13 protein-coding genes are annotated in these 15,459 nt (G+C 70.5%); 2 read left to right on the top strand and 11 right to left on the bottom strand.

Going from position 1 to position 15,459, the window contains the following annotated elements:
- Positions 1-7: 7 nt before the first annotated feature.
- The 4 genes from LZ017_RS16205 to LZ017_RS16190 are packed head-to-tail and all read right to left on the bottom strand — an operon-like array spanning position 8 to position 7,236.
- A complete protein-coding gene (locus LZ017_RS16205) occupies positions 8-1,585 on the bottom strand; it encodes a glycosyltransferase family 39 protein (RefSeq protein WP_241397928.1) in 1,578 nt (525 codons plus the stop codon).
- On the bottom strand, positions 1,578-4,679 hold the full coding sequence (locus tag LZ017_RS16200) for an efflux RND transporter permease subunit (RefSeq protein ID WP_241397927.1): 3,102 nt from the start codon (positions 4,677-4,679) through the stop codon (positions 1,578-1,580). Before LZ017_RS16200 ends, LZ017_RS16205 begins: the two co-directional genes overlap by 8 nt.
- A complete protein-coding gene (locus LZ017_RS16195) occupies positions 4,676-5,923 on the bottom strand; it encodes an efflux RND transporter periplasmic adaptor subunit (protein ID WP_241397926.1) in 1,248 nt (415 codons plus the stop codon). Before LZ017_RS16195 ends, LZ017_RS16200 begins: the two co-directional genes overlap by 4 nt.
- A complete protein-coding gene (locus LZ017_RS16190) occupies positions 5,920-7,236 on the bottom strand; it encodes a TolC family protein (RefSeq protein ID WP_241397925.1) in 1,317 nt (438 codons plus the stop codon). The genes LZ017_RS16195 and LZ017_RS16190 overlap by 4 nt, the downstream gene beginning before the upstream one ends.
- A 112-nt stretch (positions 7,237-7,348) precedes the next feature.
- Between LZ017_RS16190 and LZ017_RS16185 the strand changes: the two genes are divergently transcribed.
- Positions 7,349-8,014 (top strand): response regulator transcription factor, encoded by a 666-nt coding sequence (locus LZ017_RS16185; RefSeq protein ID WP_241397924.1) that lies wholly within the window; start codon positions 7,349-7,351, stop codon positions 8,012-8,014.
- On the top strand, positions 8,014-9,441 hold the full coding sequence (locus LZ017_RS16180) for a sensor histidine kinase (protein WP_241397923.1): 1,428 nt from the start codon (positions 8,014-8,016) through the stop codon (positions 9,439-9,441). The genes LZ017_RS16185 and LZ017_RS16180 overlap by 1 nt, the downstream gene beginning before the upstream one ends.
- Here LZ017_RS16180 and LZ017_RS16175 read toward each other — a convergent pair.
- The 7 genes from LZ017_RS16175 to LZ017_RS16145 form a co-directional block, all read right to left on the bottom strand.
- Positions 9,414-10,097, bottom strand: coding sequence for an AAA family ATPase (locus tag LZ017_RS16175; RefSeq protein ID WP_241397922.1), 684 nt, complete (start codon positions 10,095-10,097; stop codon positions 9,414-9,416). The genes LZ017_RS16180 and LZ017_RS16175 overlap by 28 nt on opposite strands.
- Positions 10,098-10,105: 8 nt before the next feature.
- A complete protein-coding gene (gene pnuC, locus LZ017_RS16170) occupies positions 10,106-10,738 on the bottom strand; it encodes a nicotinamide riboside transporter PnuC (RefSeq protein WP_241397921.1) in 633 nt (210 codons plus the stop codon).
- A gap of 13 nt (positions 10,739-10,751) precedes the next feature.
- Positions 10,752-11,021: a cell division protein FtsB gene (gene ftsB, locus LZ017_RS16165; protein WP_241397920.1), complete on the bottom strand. Its 270-nt coding sequence runs from the start codon at positions 11,019-11,021 to the stop codon at positions 10,752-10,754.
- A gap of 148 nt (positions 11,022-11,169) precedes the next feature.
- Positions 11,170-12,456: a phosphopyruvate hydratase gene (gene eno / locus LZ017_RS16160; protein WP_241397919.1), complete on the bottom strand. Its 1,287-nt coding sequence runs from the start codon at positions 12,454-12,456 to the stop codon at positions 11,170-11,172.
- Positions 12,457-12,550: 94 nt separating this feature from the next.
- The gene (locus tag LZ017_RS16155) at positions 12,551-12,838 is read right to left on the bottom strand and encodes a DUF1330 domain-containing protein (protein WP_241397918.1); all 288 of its coding nucleotides are present in this window, start codon (positions 12,836-12,838) and stop codon (positions 12,551-12,553) included.
- A 35-nt stretch (positions 12,839-12,873) separates the two neighbouring features.
- Positions 12,874-13,731: a 3-deoxy-8-phosphooctulonate synthase gene (gene kdsA, locus LZ017_RS16150; protein ID WP_241397917.1), complete on the bottom strand. Its 858-nt coding sequence runs from the start codon at positions 13,729-13,731 to the stop codon at positions 12,874-12,876.
- Between the two features lie 11 nt (positions 13,732-13,742).
- A complete protein-coding gene (locus LZ017_RS16145; RefSeq protein ID WP_241397916.1) occupies positions 13,743-15,389 on the bottom strand; it encodes a CTP synthase in 1,647 nt (548 codons plus the stop codon).
- Between the last annotated feature and the right edge of the window lie 70 nt (positions 15,390-15,459).

Below are 15,459 nucleotides of genomic sequence, written 5' to 3'. Positions count from 1 at the left end.
AGGGTCGTCATGGCGCGTGAGGCGGCACGATGGCCCAGTGCAGGCGCACCTGCGGCGCCGAGCGGTGCTGGGTCCAGGGCAGCGTGAGCAGGCCGCGGGCGCTGGCGCGCGCCATCAGCGCGTCCAGCATCGGGTCGGCGGCCGGCTCCAGCGGCTGCCGCGGATCTTCCAGTTTGAGCACCAGCACGCCATCCTCGTGCAGCGCGTCGGCGCCCACCCAGGGCGAGTAGGCCGGATTGCCGTCGATCAGCACCTGCACCTGCGGCCCGGTGGCCAGCGCGACCGCGCCGCTCAGCCAGGTTTCGCCGGCGATGAGCGTCAGCGGACGGCTGCTGTGCTGCTGCCAGATCGCCTGCAGCTGCTCGGCCACCTGCGGCGCCGGGAAGCTGGCGCGGTGCGCATGGCGGGCCCGCTGGGCCAGCCAGCCGCCGCCCACGCCCTGGCCCAGCGCCGCCACCAGCTGCAGCGCGACCGCCGCGGCGACGAAGACGCGCCAGGTGCGCGCTGTCCAGCGTTCGGCCGCGAGCGCGGGCCGGTGCATGACCAGCCACAGGCTCAGCGGCAGGAAGAAGGTGGTCGGCCACGACGAGGACAGCGGCCAGCGCATCAGCGCGGACAACCCGAACAGCAGCGCCAGCGGCGCCCACAGAGCCCAGCTCAGAAAGAGCGAGGCGAAGTCGGCGCCGTCGCGCGCGGGCGGGGTGGCCATCTCCGGCCGTGCCTCGCGGCGGCGCCACCAGGCCACCAATCCCCACAGGGCCAGCAGCGGCAGCACGCGGACCAGTTGCACCAGCATCACCTGCACCAGCTTGAGCTCCGGCGAGCGCCCGTTGCCGAACTTGTGCATCGAATGGCGCGCATAGCCCAGGCTCTGCTCCGGGTGCTGCCAGACCCACCACAGGTGCGGTGCCAGCAGCACGGCCGCCACCAGCGCGGCCAGCAGCAGGGCCTGGCGGACCTGGGCACGCCGCCAGGCCTGGCTGTAGACCAGCACGCCCAGGCCCGCGAGGAGCTGGAACACGGCGCTGTACTTGGTCAGCACCGCCAGGCCCACCGCCAGCCCCAGCCCCAGGCTTTCCCACAGCCGGGGCGCCTGGGCCTGCGGCCGCAGCACGCGGTACAGCAGCCACCAGTAGGCCGCCAGCGGGGCCAGCTGCACGCTGTTGTGGTTGTAGATGACGGCGCGCAGCGAGTGGTAGGCCACCGCCGTGCCCAACAGCACGGCCACCGCTGCGCGCTGCGGCGAGACGATGTCCAACGCCCAGCGCCAGACGAAGTACAGCGCCAGCGCCGCGCAGCCGATGCCGGCCGCATAGGTGACCCAGGCCTGGCGGCCCAGCAGCCGCGTCAGCACGCCGAGCAGCCAGGTGGGCAGCGGCGGGTGCTTGTAGTAGCCCCACTCGAAGCTGCCCGACCAGACCAGCTCTTCCACGTTGTCCCACGGCGGCGTGGTGTGCAGCAGACCCATGGCCAGGGTCCACAGCAGCACCAGGCCCAGCAGCGCGAGGCCGACCTGGCGCGCGAGTCTGGCCGACGGCGGCAGATGGGGTGGCGTCGGCAGCGTCAGCGCGGTCCCGTCAGTCATGGCCGTCCTTGGTGGGCGGCAGCTCCGCGGGCGCCGGCCCGGGCGGGGAGCACCAGGCGGCGTACAGCGCCGGCAGCACCAGCAGCGTCAGCACCGTGGCGCTGACCAGGCCGCCGATGATGACGATCGCCAGCGGGCGCTGCGTCTCGGCGCCGATCTCGTGCGACAGCGCCATCGGCAGCATGCCCAGCGCGGCCAGCAGCGCCGTCATCAGCACGGTGCGCAGGCGCTGCATCGAGCCTTCGCGTACAGCTTCCAGTACCTGCATGCCGCGCTGGCGCAGCTGCTCGAACACGCTGAGCATCACGACGCCGTTGAGCACCGCCTGGCCGGACAGCGCGATGAAGCCGATCGCGGCCGACACCGACAGCGGGATGCCGCAGACCCACAGCGCGACGATGCCGCCGATCAGCGCCAGCGGCACGTTGATCAGGATCAGCGCCGCGAGCTTGAAGGAGTTGAAGGCGTTGAACAGCAGCACGAAGATCAGCAGCAGCGAGATCGGCACGACGATGGTCAGCCGACGCATTGCGCGTTCCTGGTTTTCGAACTCGCCCGACCAGGTCAGCTCATAGCCGGCCGGGATGCTCACATGGGCGGCGACCGCGGCCTTCATGTCGGCCACGATGGAGCCCATGTCGCGGTCGCGAATGAAGACGCCGATGGCCATGGTGCGGCGACCGTTCTCGCGCGCGATGTCCATCGCGCCGCTGGTTTCGCGCATGCGGCTGACCGCGCCCAGCGCCACCGTGCCGCCACCGGGCAGCGAGACGGGCGTGGCGCTCAGCGCGTCCAGCGCGCGGCGCGCCTCGGGCAGGCGCACGGCGACGGCGAACTTGCGCTCGCCTTCCCACAGCGAGGTCGCGACCTTGCCGCCCAAGGCCGCCTCGATCACATCCTGCACATCGCTGACGTTGAGGCCCAGGCGCGCCGCGCGGTCGCGGTCGATCTCGATCTGCAGTTGCGGCAGGTCGCCCAGGCGGTCGATCTCGGCGCGGTAGACGCCGCTCACCTGCTTGACCTGGCGTTCCAGCGCCTCGGCCAGCCGGCGCAGCTCGACCAGGTCCTCGCCGGAGATCTTGAGCACGATCTGCCCGTCGACCTGGGAGATGGACTCCAGCACGTTGTCGCGGATGGGCTGCGAGAAGTTGGGCTCCATGCCGGGCACCGCCTCGACCGCGCGCTCCATCTGCTGGATCAGCGCCTCCTTGGTTTGGCCCGCGCGCCATTGCTCGGCCGGCTTCAGGTCCACGTAGATCTCGGCCATGCTGATGGTCTTGGGGTCGGTGCCGTCCTCGGGCTGGCCGGTCTTGGACACCACGGTGTTGACCTCGGGCACGGTGTGCAGCGCCTGGCGCACGGTGCGCAGCACGCGCGAGGCCTCGTCGGTGGAGGTGGACGAGGGCAGGCGCAGGTTGACCCACAGGCTGCCTTCGTCCAGCTCGGGCAGGAACTCCGAGCCCAGCCGCGTGAGCACGCCCAGCGCGAGCGCGAAGCACAGCCCGGCGATGACGAAGAGCCGGCGCCGGTGGGTCAGCGCCCATTCCAGCACGGGGGCATAGACGCGCTTGGCCAGCGAGACGACGCGGTTGTCGCCATGCGGCAGCCGGTGGCGCAGCATCCAGTAGGCCAGCAGCGGCACCAGGGTCAGCGAAAACACCAGCGAGCCGACCAGCGCCATGCTCACCGACAGCGCCATGGGCTGGAAGATGCGGCCCTCGTGGCGCTGCAGCGCGAAGATGGGCACATGCGCCGCGATGATGATGAGCATGGAGAACAGCGTCGGCCGCCCCACCTCGTCGGTGGCCTCGGTGATCAGCTGCAGGCGCTTGCGGCCGTCCAGGTTCTCGCCGCGTTCGGCCAGCCGGTGCATGATGTTCTCCACCACGATCACCGCGCCGTCGACGATGATGCCGAAGTCCATCGCGCCCAGCGACAGCAGGTTGGCCGGCACGCCCAGGATCTTCAGTCCGAGGAAGGTCGACAGCAGGGCCAGCGGAATCACCGCCACCACCGCCAGGCTGGCGCGCAGGTTGCTCAGGAAGAGGTAGAGCACCAGCGACACGAGCAGCGCGCCTTCGACCAGGTTGCGGAACACGGTGGACAGGGTCTTGCCCATCAGCCAGGTGCGGTCGTAGAAGGGCACGATGCGCACGCCCGGCGGCAGGCCGCGGGCGTTGAGCTGCGCGATGCGCTCCTTCACGCCGGCCAGCACCTGCGCCGCGTTCTCGCCCTTGCGCATCACCACGATGCCGGTGACCACATCGTCGTCGTCGTCCTGGCCGACCACGCCCAGCCGCGGTACCGCGCCGACCACCACCTGCGCGACGTCGCGGATCAGGATGGGCGTGCCGTTGCGCGCGGTGACCACGATCTGGCCGATGTCGTCCGCCGAGCGCAGCAGTCCCAGCCCGCGGATGGCGTACTGCTGCGCGCCCTGCGCGACATAGGAACCGCCGGCGTTGGCGTTGCCGCGGCCCAGCGCGTCGAGCAGGTTCTGGAAGCTCAGGCCGAAGGCGCGCAGCTTGTCCAGGTCGGGCTGCACCTCGTACTGTTTGATGTAGCCGCCCATCGCGACAACATCGGCCACGCCGGGCACCTGGCGCAACGCGCGCTCGACGGTCCAGTCCTCGATGGCGCGCAGCTCGGTCGTGTTCTTGCCGTCGCCGCGCAGCCGGTAGCGCAGGATCTCGCCGACCGGCGTGGCGTTGGGTGCCACGTCGGCTTCCACGCCGGGCGGCAGGTCCACGCCACGCAGCCGCTCGTTGACCTCCTGGCGCACCTGCGCCACGGTGGCCGCGTCGTCATAGGTGACCACGGTGTAGGAGAGGCCGAACTGTGTGTGCGAGAACACGCGGATGGAATGCGGCAGCCCCGACAGCGCGACCTCGATGGGCAGCGTGACCTGCTTCTCGACTTCCTCGGCGGCATGGCCGGGATAGAGCGCGATCACCGTGACCTGGGTGTCGGTGACGTCGGGGAAGGCCTCGACCGACAGGTTCTGGAACGCGATCAGGCCGGCGCCGGCGAACAGCGCCACCGCCAGCACGATGAGCACGGGCTGGCGCAGCGCGAATGCGATCAGGCGCTTCATGGGCGGCGCGCTCCGCTGGCCGCGCCGGACGCCGCGCCGGCTGGCGCCGCGTCATCCTCGGCGATGCGGAACTGGCGCGCCAGCAGCAGGCTGTTCTCGACGACGACCTGCTCGCCGACCTCCAGCCCGCGCGTGACGACGATCTCCTGCGAACCCATGTGGCCCAGCTCCACGTCGCGCGGCTCGAACACGCCCGGCGCGCTCTGCACGAAGACGCGGTGGCGGTCCTTGTTCAGCAGCACGGCCGCGGCCGGCACCACGACGCCGCTGCCCAGCTGGCGCTTGAGGTGGGCCGTGCCCAGCATTTCGGCCTTGAGCAGGCCCTCGCGGTTGTCGACCTCGGCGCGCACCTTGATCGTTCGCGTCGCCGGGTCGATCGCGTCGGCGCTGGCGGTCACGCGGGCGCTGAAGCGCCGTTCGGGCCAGGCCGGCACCGAGAGTTCGAACTCGGTGCCCGGGCGCAGCGTGGCCAGGTCCGCTTCGCGCGCATCGATCAGCACCCACAGGCGGCTGGGGTCGCTGATGACGAACAGCGCCGGCGTGCCGGGGCCGGACTGGTCGAGGCGCAGTTCGGCGCCCGGGTTCAGGTTGCGCTCGACGATGCGGCCGGCAATGCCGGCGCGCAGGCCCAGCTGCTGGTCCACGCCCTGGCCGCCGCCGTACAGGCGCAGCCGGCTTTGCGCGCGGGCGGCCTCGGCGTCGGCGCGGGCGGCATCGCCCTCGGCCTGCTCCAGGTCACGGCGCGCCGTGATGCCGGCCTCGGCCAGCTCGCGCTGGCGGCGCAGTTGCTGCTGGGCCTGGCGCTGGTCGGCCAGCGCGCGTGCCGCGTCGGCCTGGGCCTGGCCCAGGTCGGGCGAGCTGATGCGAGCCAGCAGGCTGCCGGGGCGCACGGTCTGGCCGATGTCGGCGACCAACTGCTCCACGCGCCCGGCCAGAGGCGGCACGATGCGCTGGGTGCGCGACTCGTCCCACACCAGCTTGGCCGGCAGGGTTTGGTCCACGGCCTGGCCGGCGCGCGCGGGCGCGGTCTTGAGCAGCTGCAGCTGCGGATGGCGCTCGGGGTAGCGCAACTGCTGGCCCTGCAGCACGGGTTCGGCCGCCGAGGGCTCGGCCGCCTGCGCGCTGGATTCGTTGCGGCCGCAGCCGGCAAGCAGCAGCGGCAGACTGAGGCACAGGCCCAGCAGGGCGAGGCGGTGGCGGCGCGGCGGCCGCGCCGGGCGGTGGACGAGGAGATCGGACATCATGGCTGCGCGGCGGCCTCGGGGGCGGCGCCGTTGGTTTCGGTGAGCAATCGCCATTGCACGAGGGCGCTGGCATGGTTGCGGCGCGCGTCCAGCGCGTCCAGCACAGCGGCGCGCAAGGTGCGGCGGGCTTCGATCAGATCGGTCAGACTGCTGGCACCCTTGCGGTAGGCCAGCTCGGCCTGGGCCATCAGTGCGCGTGCGCGCGGCAGCAATTCGTCCTGCTGCGCATGCAGCAGCGCGGCCTGGGTCTGCAGGGTCGTCCAGGCCTGCTGCAGGTCCAGCTCGGCGTCGGCGCGGGCCTTGGCGTTCAGCTCGCGGGCCTGATTCAGCTGAGCCTGCGCGCGGCCGATCTCGCCCTGCTGCTGGTAGCCCAGCTGCAGCGGCATCTGCAGGCGCAGCTCCAGCTGGCGCGTGGAGGTGCCGGGGAAGTGATCCAGCGAGACGCCCCAGGTCACATCGCTCTTGCGGCCGGCCCGGGCCAGGTCCAACGCCGCCTGCGCCGCGTCCTCGCGGGCCTGCGCGGCGCGCACCTCGGGGCGGGCGTCGATCCAGGGCTGCAGCGTTGGCTGCAGCTCGGCCGGCGCGTGGGCCCGAGGCCAGTCCTCCTCGGCGGCGAGCGCGTCGCCGGGGCGGCCCAGCAGGCGCGCCAGCTGCAGCGCGGCCTGACGGCGGTCCGCCTCGGCGGCGCGCAGGTCGTTGCGGGCCTTGGCGGCTTCGACTTCGCTGCGTGACAGATCCTGCGGCGCGGCGTCGCCGGCCTGCACGCGCTTGCCCATCAGTTCGGCCAGCGCCGCGGCGCTGTCGCTGAGCCCCTGGACTTCAACGACCCGGGCCTGCGCGGCGAGCAGGTCGAAGTAGGCCGACGCGGCCTGCATCTGCTGCTGCTGGCGGACCGCCCGCCAGTCCTGCTGCGCCGCCTGCACCGCCGAGCGCGCGCTGGCGGTGCGCAGCGCGCGCTTGTCGCCGCGCTCCCAGGTCCAGTCCAGCCCGACGGATTTGTCGACGCGCTTGTCGCGCAGCCAGTTGCCGCCGCCCACACCGTTCTGCAGGTCGATCTGGCTGGCCTTGGCGCTCAGCTGCGGCAGTGGGGCATGGTCGGCGGCCAGCACATCGGCCTGCGCCGCATCCACGCCGCTGCGCGCCACACGGGCGTCGGCGTTCTGCGCGGCGGCCTCCAGCACCTGGGTCAGCGTGAGGGACAGCGCACCGGGCGCACCGGCGGCCGGGCGCGGCGGAGCCTCGGCGCCGGCGTGCATGCCGGCGGCCATCAGCGTGGCGCTCAGGATCCACGCGGCATAGGGTGGTTTCAGCATGCTCAGGGTTATCCCAAACATCGCCTGACCGGAAGCTGACCAGGGCGCGGCATCCGGTCCCGGGCCTCTGGTTCTTGCCGGGCCCGGCGCCAAATCGGTTAACTTCACGCCCATGCGCATCCTGCTGGTCGAAGACGATCCCACGCTGAGTTCCATCGTGCAGCGCAGCCTGGGCGATGCGGGCCACCGCTGCGACCGGGCCGCGACGGCCGAGGAGGCGCGCTATTTGTGGCGCATCCAGCCCTTCGATGCCGTGCTGCTGGACCTGAGCCTGCCGGACGGCAACGGGCTGCAGGTGCTGCGCGAGGCGCGTGCGCGTGGCGATCGCACGCCGGTGCTGGTGCTCACCGCGCGCAACCGCACCGACGAGCGCATCGCCGGTCTGGATGCCGGCGCGGACGACTACCTGGGCAAGCCCTTCGAACTGGCCGAGGTGGAGGCGCGGCTGCGGGCGCTGATGCGCCGCCGCCTGGACGTCGCCGACGAGGCCCAGGTGGGGCTGCTGCGCCTGGATCGCCGTGCGCGCCGTCTCTGCATCGGCGACGAGCCGCTGGAGCTGCCGGCGCGCGAATTCGACGTGCTGTGGGAGCTGCTGACGCCGCCCGGGCGCTTGGTCAGCAAGAAGGAGCTGTCGGACAAGCTCTCGGGCTTCGACGATGCGCTGGGCGCGAACGCGCTGGAGGCCTTCGTGTCGCGGCTGAGGCGCAAGCTCGCGGGCAGCGGCGCGGGCATACGCACCTTGCGCGGGCTGGGCTATCTGATCGAGGCCGAAGGCTGATGCCGCGCCGTCGCAACGGGCCGTCGCTGCCCACGCGGCTGCTCAGCCATCTGGTCCCGCCGCTGTTGCTCATCTGGGCGTTGGGCAGCCTGCTGGCGCTGGGCGCGGCGCACTTCTTCACGCAGCGCGCCTATGACCGGTCGATGTTGGACGATGCGCTGGTACTGGCCGCGCACCTGGGTCTGCGCGACGGCCGCATGACGCTGGCGATCAGCAACAGCGACCTGAGCACCATCCTGTACGACCAGAGCGAGCAGGTCTTCTTCGCCGTGTTCGCCGCCGATGGGCATCTGGTGGCCGGCCATGCCGGGCTGCGTCCGCCCGAGCGCCCCGACAAGACCGTGGACTACAGCGACATCCGCTACCACGGCCTGGCGCTGCGCGCCGTGGTGCTGACGCGCGAGCAGCCGGAAGCGGCGGTGATCGTGGTCGCACAGACGACCAACAGCCGCTCCATGCTGTTGCGGCGCCTGGTCCTCAGCTCGCTGCTGCCGCAGGGCCTGCTGCTGGCGATGATGCTGTGGTGGCTGCGCCGCGTGATCCGCTCCGACCTCGCGCCCGTGGTCCAGCTGCGCGAATGGCTGGAGCAGCGCGATGCCAATGATCTATCGCCGCTGCCGCCCGAGCTGCGCTCGCAGGCGCAGAGCGCCGAGGTGGGCGAGCTGGGCGATTCCATCGACGGCCTGCTCGCGCGCGTCGAGGAGGGTGTGTCGGCGCAGCGCGAGTTCGCTGGCACCGTGGCCCACGAGCTGCGCACGCCGCTGGCCGGCGTGCGCGCCGCGGCCGAGTACGGGCTGGCACAGCGCGATCCGGCCTGCTGGCGTGAGCAGCTGGAGGCGGTGCTGGCGGCCGAGTCGCGCGCCTCGCACCTGATCGACCAGCTGCTGGCGCTCGCGCTGGCCGAGGAAAGCAAGGCCACGCTGGTGCTGCAGCCGCTGCGGCTGGATCAGTGCGTGCGCGAGTTGCTGCTGAGCCGCCTGCCGCGGCTGGACCAGGCCGGCATCCAGATCGAGGCCAACGGGCTGGACGATGCGCTGACGCTGCGCGCGGACCGAGCGCTGGTGGAGGGCGTGCTGAACAACCTGCTGGACAACGCGGTGCGCTATGGCCGGCCGGCGCGGGGCGCGCATGCCATCGTGGTGGGGCTGCAGCGGCGCGCTGGCGGCGTTGTGCTCAGCGTGGCCGACCGTGGCCCCGGGCTGGGGCGACTGGAGCAGGAACAGTTGCGCCAGCGCTGGTGGCGCGGCCAGTTGGCGCGCCAGCTTGGGCAGGGCAGCGGCCTGGGGCTGGCCATCGTCGGCCGCTATGCCGAGCTGCTGGGCGCGAACCTGGAGCTGGGGCCGGGGCTGGACGGGGAGGGGCTGTGCGCCAGCCTGGTCTGGGGGCCTCAGTCGGCGGCTCAGTCGGCGGTTTCTCCGGCGCCCTGAGGACGATGGCGGCTCAGGCGCTCGCATTCGGGGGCGTCGCAGAGTTCGCAGCGCCAGCCCGCCTGGGTCGCGTGACCGGCGAGCAGGCCACTGAACAGGCCGGAAGCGGCGGTGGCCCCGAGGTCTCGCAGCGGCGGCGGCAGCGCGCGCAGCGCCGCGTGAAGCCGTTGCTCGCCCTGGCCCAGCACGATGGCATGGGGCAGTCGGGCCGCGCGCAGCAGACGGCGGATCGCGCGGTCGACCGGCTCACGCACATGGGGGCCGTCGCGCTGCAGGCCGTCGGCCTGCCAGGGCAGATCCAGCCCGGTGAGCAGGTGCAGGTCCAGGCGAGCCTGGAACTCCAGCGCGGATGCGTGCAGCGCGGTATCGGCGAACAGCAGTTCGCTGTAGACGGCGGTCATCAGCGGCGTGGTGTCGCAGACGACCACGTCGGCGCAGCGGGCCGCGTCGTCGATCCGGCGCGCCTGCTCGGCGGCGATCGCGGCCTGCTCGTCGGCACGCGGCGTGCGGCCCTCGCGCTCACACCAGGCGCGCAGGTACTCGTCGACGCGGGCCACGCGCAGCCCCGGCTGCTGGCTCAGGCGAGCCGTCAGGGCCTCGGCGAGCCAGGTCTTGCCGGTGCTCTCGGCACCCAGCAGGGCGATGCGCAGGGCCATGGCGGGGCTCAGGCGGGCGCCGCGAGCTGACGCTGCCAGGCACGCCAGCCGGCCACGGACAGCGGCACGAAGAGCGCGTACAGCAGCACCGTGAGCCAGTAGCCCTTGATCGCGAACAGCAGCACGCTGACGCAGTTGACGCCCACCCAAACCGGCCAGTTCTCCTGGTACTTGCGGCCCAGCAGCCATTGCCCGGTCAGGCTGGCGACGGTGGGCAACGCATCCCAGTAGGGCAGCGGGGAGTCGGTGCGCTGCTGCAGGAAGAGGCCCAGCAGCGGCCACGCGGCCAGCGTCAACAGCAGCGCGGCGACACGCCCGCGCGCGCTGAGCCGGCGCACGCGCAGCGGCTCTCCGTCGGATGTGCGTCCGCGCAGCCATTGCCACCAACCCCATAGGGCCAGCGCGGCGAACAGCAGCTGCAGCGAGGCTTCGCCATAGAGCTTGCCGTCGAGGAAGAGCAGGAAGTACAGCAGCGAGCTGATCAGCGCCAGCGGCCAGGCCAGCACCTGCACGCGCATGTTGCAGACCACCATCCACAGCGCGAGCACGAAGGCGATCAGTTCCAGCCAGCTGATCGGGCTGCCCAGCGCATGGAAGGCCGGCGCGAGCGCGGGCCGCAGCAGTTGCAGCAGGGTGTCCATGGGGGAGGGGTGTTCAGCGGCGCAGCTGGACGAAGATCTCGTCCGGCTTGACCATGCCCAGCTCGAGCCGGGCCTTTTCCTCGACCATCTCCAGACCCTCCTTCAGGTCCAGCAGTTCGGCCTGGAGCTGGGCGTTGCGGGCGCGGGCCTGCTCGTTGGCGGCGTCCTGCGCGCGCAGTTCGGCGCGCAGCTGCACACCGCGCGCCAGGCCGCCCTTGCCCAGCCACAGCTGTGCCTGGATCGCGGCAAGAAAGGCGACGAGGATGACGGCCAGGGTCTTCATGGCGTCGGAGTGTAACTTCTGCGTGCAGCCGGGGCCTTGGGCCTTGCCCGGGGGGGCGCGGCGTATCCGAGCCGGCGCGTGCTCACGCGGCCGGACCCGTGGGCGCAAGGGGCGGGGCCGCTCCGGTAGAGCGGCCCCGCCGTTGTCCTCAGCGCAGGTTGTAGAACGCAGCGCGGCCCGGGTAGACGGCGATGTCGCCCAGGTCTTCCTCGATGCGCAGCAGCTGGTTGTACTTGGCCATGCGGTCCGAGCGCGACAGCGAGCCGGTCTTGATCTGGCCGGCGTTCAGGCCCACGGCGATGTCGGAGATGGTGGAGTCTTCCGTCTCGCCCGAGCGGTGCGAGATCACCGCGGTGTAGCCCGCGCGCTTGGCCATCTCGATGGCGGCGAAGGTCTCGGTCAGCGTGCCGATCTGGTTGATCTTGATGAGGATCGAGTTGGCGATGCCCTTGTCGATGCCTTCCTTCAGGATCTTGGTGTTGGTCACGAAGAGGTCGTCACCGACCAGCTGCACCTTGGCGCCCAGGCGCTCGGTGATGTGCTTCCAGCCGTCCCAGTCGCCTTCGGCCATGCCGTCTTCGATGGAGATGATGGGGTACTTGTCGACCCAGGTGGCCAGCATGTCGGTCCACTGTTCGGCGCTGAGCTGGATGCCGCCTTCGCCTTCCAGCACGTACTTGCCATCCTTGTAGAACTCGCTGGCGGCGCAGTCCAGGCCCAGCGCGATCTGCTCGCCGGCGGTGTAGCCGGCCTTGTCGATCGCTTCCAGGATCAGCTGGATCGCGGCCTCGTGGTTCTCGACGCTGGGCGCGAAACCGCCTTCGTCACCGACGGCGGTGGACATGCCCTTGGCGTCGATGATCTTCTTCAGCGCGTGGAAGACCTCGGCACCCCAGCGCAGGGCTTCGCGGAAGCTCGGCGCGCCCACGGGGATGATCATCAGCTCTTGCAGGTCCAGCGAGTTGTTCGCATGGGCGCCGCCGTTGATCACGTTCATCATCGGCACCGGCAGCTGCACGCCGCCCATGCCGCCGAAGTAGCGGTACAGCGGCAGGCCGCTTTCTTCCGCGGCGGCGCGGGCCACGGCCATCGAGACGGCCAGCATCGCGTTGGCGCCCAGGCGGCTCTTGTTCTCGGTGCCGTCCAGGTCGATCAGGGTCTTGTCCAGGAAGGCCTGCTCGGAGGCGTCCAGGCCCAGCACGGCCTCGGAGATCTCGGTGTTGATGTGTTCCACGGCCTTGAGCACGCCCTTGCCCAGGTAGCGGCCCTTGTCGCCGTCGCGCAGCTCGATGGCCTCGCGCGAGCCGGTGGACGCGCCGGAGGGCACGGCCGCGCGGCCCATCACGCCGGACTCCAGCAGCACGTCGCATTCCACGGTGGGATTGCCGCGGCTGTCGAGGATTTCGCGGCCGACGATGTCAACAATGGCGCTCATGGGAACAGTCTCCAGAAGTGAAAAATCTAGGGCGAGGTGCGGTGCCGGCCGCATGGTGCCAGCGAAGCGTTACCCGCGCTGAACATTCGGGGGCTCAGACCCCGTCGACGATCAGCATGCGCATCACGCCGGCGTTCTGGCGCAGCGACTTGGCATGCTGGTAAGTCTGGGAATCGTAGAAGGCGCGCGCCGCCGCATGGTCGGCGAACTTCAGCATCACCAGGCGGCTGGGCTGCCAGTCGCCTTCCAGCACCTCGATCGCGCCGCCGCGCACCAGGATCTCCGCGCCATGCTCCTGCATGGCCTTGGTGCTCCACTCGCGGTACTTGGCCATCTGCTCGGGGTCGGTGATGGTCACGTCGGCAATCACGAAAGAGGCCATGGTGGCGGAGGCTCCGGTGCGGTGAGAGGGAAGGGTCAGCAGCTGAAGTCGTTCTCGAGCAGCGGCTGGGTCTTGACCACGCGGTCCAGCGCGACCAGCTGCTCCAGCAGCGCCTTCATGTGCTTCAGTGGCACGGCGTTGGGGCCGTCGGACAGCGCGTTGGCCGGATCGGGGTGGGTCTCCATGAAGAGCCCCGCGACGCCCACCGCCACCGCGGCGCGCGACAGCACCGGCACAAATTCGCGCTGGCCGCCCGAGCTGGTGCCCTGGCCGCCGGGCAGCTGCACGCTGTGGGTGGCGTCAAACACCACCGGCGCGCCGGTCTCGCGCATGATCGCGAGGCTGCGCATGTCGGACACCAGGTTGTTGTAGCCGAAGCTGGCGCCGCGCTCGCAGGCCATGAACACGTCGTCCGGCAGGCCTTTTTCGCGCGCGGCGTCGCGAGCCTTCTGGATCACGTTCTTCATGTCGTGGGGCGCGAGGAACTGGCCCTTCTTGATGTTCACCGGCTTGCCGCTCTGCGCCACCGCGCGGATGAAATCGGTCTGGCGGCACAGGAAGGCCGGCGTCTGCAGCACATCAACCACGCCAGCCACGGTGGGCACCTCGGCCTCGGTGTGCACGTCGGTCAGCACGGGCACGCCCAGCTGGCGCTTGACCTGGGCGAGGATCTCCAGGCCCTTGTCCATGCCCGGGCCACGGAAGGAGACGCCACTGGAGCGGTTGGCCTTGTCGTAGCTGGACTTGAAGATGAAAGGGATGCCCAGCTCGCCGGTGATCTCCTGGAGGCGCCCGGCGACATCGATCTGCAGTTGCTCGCTCTCGACGACGCAGGGGCCGGCGATCAGAAAGAAGGGGCGGTCCAGCCCGACGTCAAAGCCGCACAGCTTCATGGCGGATCTCCTCAGGCCTGGGCCTTGTGGTCCAGCGCGGCCTTGATGAAGGCCTTGAACAGCGGGTGGCCGTCCCAGGGCGTGGACTTGAACTCGGGGTGGAACTGGACGCCGACGAACCAGGGGTGCACCTCGCGCGGCAGCTCGACGATCTCGGTCAGCTTCTCGCGCTGCGTGATCGCCGAGATCACCAGGCCGGCGCCCTGCAGCTTGTCGAGGTAGTGCTCGTTGGCCTCGTAGCGGTGGCGGTGGCGCTCTGTGACGACCGGGCCGTAGATCTCGTAGGCCAGCGTGCCGGGCTTGACGTCGGAGCTCTGCGCACCCAGGCGCATGGTGCCGCCCAGGTCGGAGTTGGCGTCGCGCTTCTGGATGGAGCCGTCGGCGTCCTGCCATTCGTCGATCAGCGCGATCACCTTGTGCGGCGCCTCAGGCTCGAATTCGGTGGAGTTGGCTCCGGCGAGGCCCGCCTTGTGGCGCGCGTACTCGATGGTGGCCACCTGCATGCCCAGGCAGATGCCCAGGTAGGGCAGCCGGTGCTCGCGGGCGTACTGGGCGGCGAGGATCTTGCCTTCGACGCCGCGCTTGCCGAAGCCGCCCGGCACCAGGATGGCGTCGAACTTGCCCAGTTGCGCGATGTTGTCGGCGTCCAGCGTCTCGGAGTCGACATACTCGATGTTGACCCGCGCATGGTTGTGGATGCCGGCGTGGCGCAGCGCCTCATTGAGCGACTTGTACGAGTCCGACAGGTCGGTGTACTTGCCGCACATCGCGATCGTGACCTCGGTCTTGGGGTTCTCGACCTCATAGACCAGGCTGTCCCAGCGCTTCAGGTCGGTGGACTTGGTGTTGAGCTGCAGCTTGGTGCAGATCAGCTGGTCCAGACCCTGCTCGTGCAGCACGCGGGGCACCTTGTAGATGGTGTTCACGTCCCACATCGAGATCACGCCGTACTCGGGCACGTTGGTGAACAGCGAGATCTTCTCGCGTTCGTCGTCCGGGATGCGGCGGTCGGCGCGGCACAGCAGCGCGTCGGGCTGGATGCCGATCTCACGCAGCTTCTGCACCGTGTGCTGCGTGGGCTTGGTCTTCAGTTCGCCGGCGGCGGCGATCCAGGGCACGTAGGTGAGGTGGACGAAGGCGGTGTTCGTCGGCCCCAGCTTCAGGCTCATCTGGCGCGCGGCTTCCAGGAAGGGCAGCGATTCGATGTCGCCCACCGTGCCGCCGATCTCGACGATGGCCACGTCCACCGCGTCCGCGGTGCCGGCACCGGCGCCGCGCTTGACGAAGTCCTGGATCTCGTTCGTGATATGCGGAATGACCTGGACCGTCTTGCCCAGGTAATCACCACGGCGCTCCTTTTCAAGCACCGACTTGTAGATCTGGCCGGTGGTGAAGTTGTTGGAGCGCTTCATCCGCGTGGTGATGAAGCGTTCGTAGTGGCCCAGGTCCAGGTCGGTCTCGGCGCCGTCGTCGGTGACGAAGACCTCGCCGTGCTGGAAGGGGGACATGGTGCCCGGATCCACGTTGATGTAGGGATCCAGCTTGATGAGGGTGACTTTGAGGCCCCGGGATTCGAGCAAAGCGGCCAGCGAGGCCGATGCGATACCCTTGCCGAGCGAGGACACCACACCGCCGGTGACGAAGACGTACTTGGTCATTGTCTTGCAGCGCCTTGCCGATCCGAAGGGATGCAAGAACGCCGTGGTGGTAAAGCGCGATTATAGCGAT

It is taken from the genome of Pelomonas sp. CA6, from assembly GCF_022549225.1.
Taxonomy (GTDB): domain Bacteria; phylum Pseudomonadota; class Gammaproteobacteria; order Burkholderiales; family Burkholderiaceae_C; genus Roseateles.
This window is presented reverse-complemented; position numbering and strand designations above follow the sequence as displayed.

Excerpts from the sequence above, each read along its gene's own strand:
- LZ017_RS16190 (WP_241397925.1), bottom strand. The coding sequence starts at position 7,236 with ATGCTGAAACCACCCTATGCCGCGTGGATCCTGAGCGCCACGCTGATG.
- ftsB (WP_241397920.1), bottom strand. The coding sequence starts at position 11,021 with ATGAAGACCCTGGCCGTCATCCTCGTCGCCTTTCTTGCCGCGATCCAG.
- LZ017_RS16200 (WP_241397927.1), bottom strand. The coding sequence starts at position 4,679 with ATGAAGCGCCTGATCGCATTCGCGCTGCGCCAGCCCGTGCTCATCGTG.
- LZ017_RS16145 (WP_241397916.1), bottom strand. The coding sequence starts at position 15,389 with ATGACCAAGTACGTCTTCGTCACCGGCGGTGTGGTGTCCTCGCTCGGC.
- eno (WP_241397919.1), bottom strand. The coding sequence starts at position 12,456 with ATGAGCGCCATTGTTGACATCGTCGGCCGCGAAATCCTCGACAGCCGC.
- LZ017_RS16205 (WP_241397928.1), bottom strand. The coding sequence starts at position 1,585 with ATGACTGACGGGACCGCGCTGACGCTGCCGACGCCACCCCATCTGCCG.
- pnuC (WP_241397921.1), bottom strand. The coding sequence starts at position 10,738 with ATGGACACCCTGCTGCAACTGCTGCGGCCCGCGCTCGCGCCGGCCTTC.
- LZ017_RS16180 (WP_241397923.1), top strand. The coding sequence starts at position 8,014 with ATGCCGCGCCGTCGCAACGGGCCGTCGCTGCCCACGCGGCTGCTCAGC.
- kdsA (WP_241397917.1), bottom strand. The coding sequence starts at position 13,731 with ATGAAGCTGTGCGGCTTTGACGTCGGGCTGGACCGCCCCTTCTTTCTG.
- LZ017_RS16155 (WP_241397918.1), bottom strand. The coding sequence starts at position 12,838 with ATGGCCTCTTTCGTGATTGCCGACGTGACCATCACCGACCCCGAGCAG.
- LZ017_RS16175 (WP_241397922.1), bottom strand. The coding sequence starts at position 10,097 with ATGGCCCTGCGCATCGCCCTGCTGGGTGCCGAGAGCACCGGCAAGACC.
- LZ017_RS16185 (WP_241397924.1), top strand. The coding sequence starts at position 7,349 with ATGCGCATCCTGCTGGTCGAAGACGATCCCACGCTGAGTTCCATCGTG.
- LZ017_RS16195 (WP_241397926.1), bottom strand. The coding sequence starts at position 5,923 with ATGATGTCCGATCTCCTCGTCCACCGCCCGGCGCGGCCGCCGCGCCGC.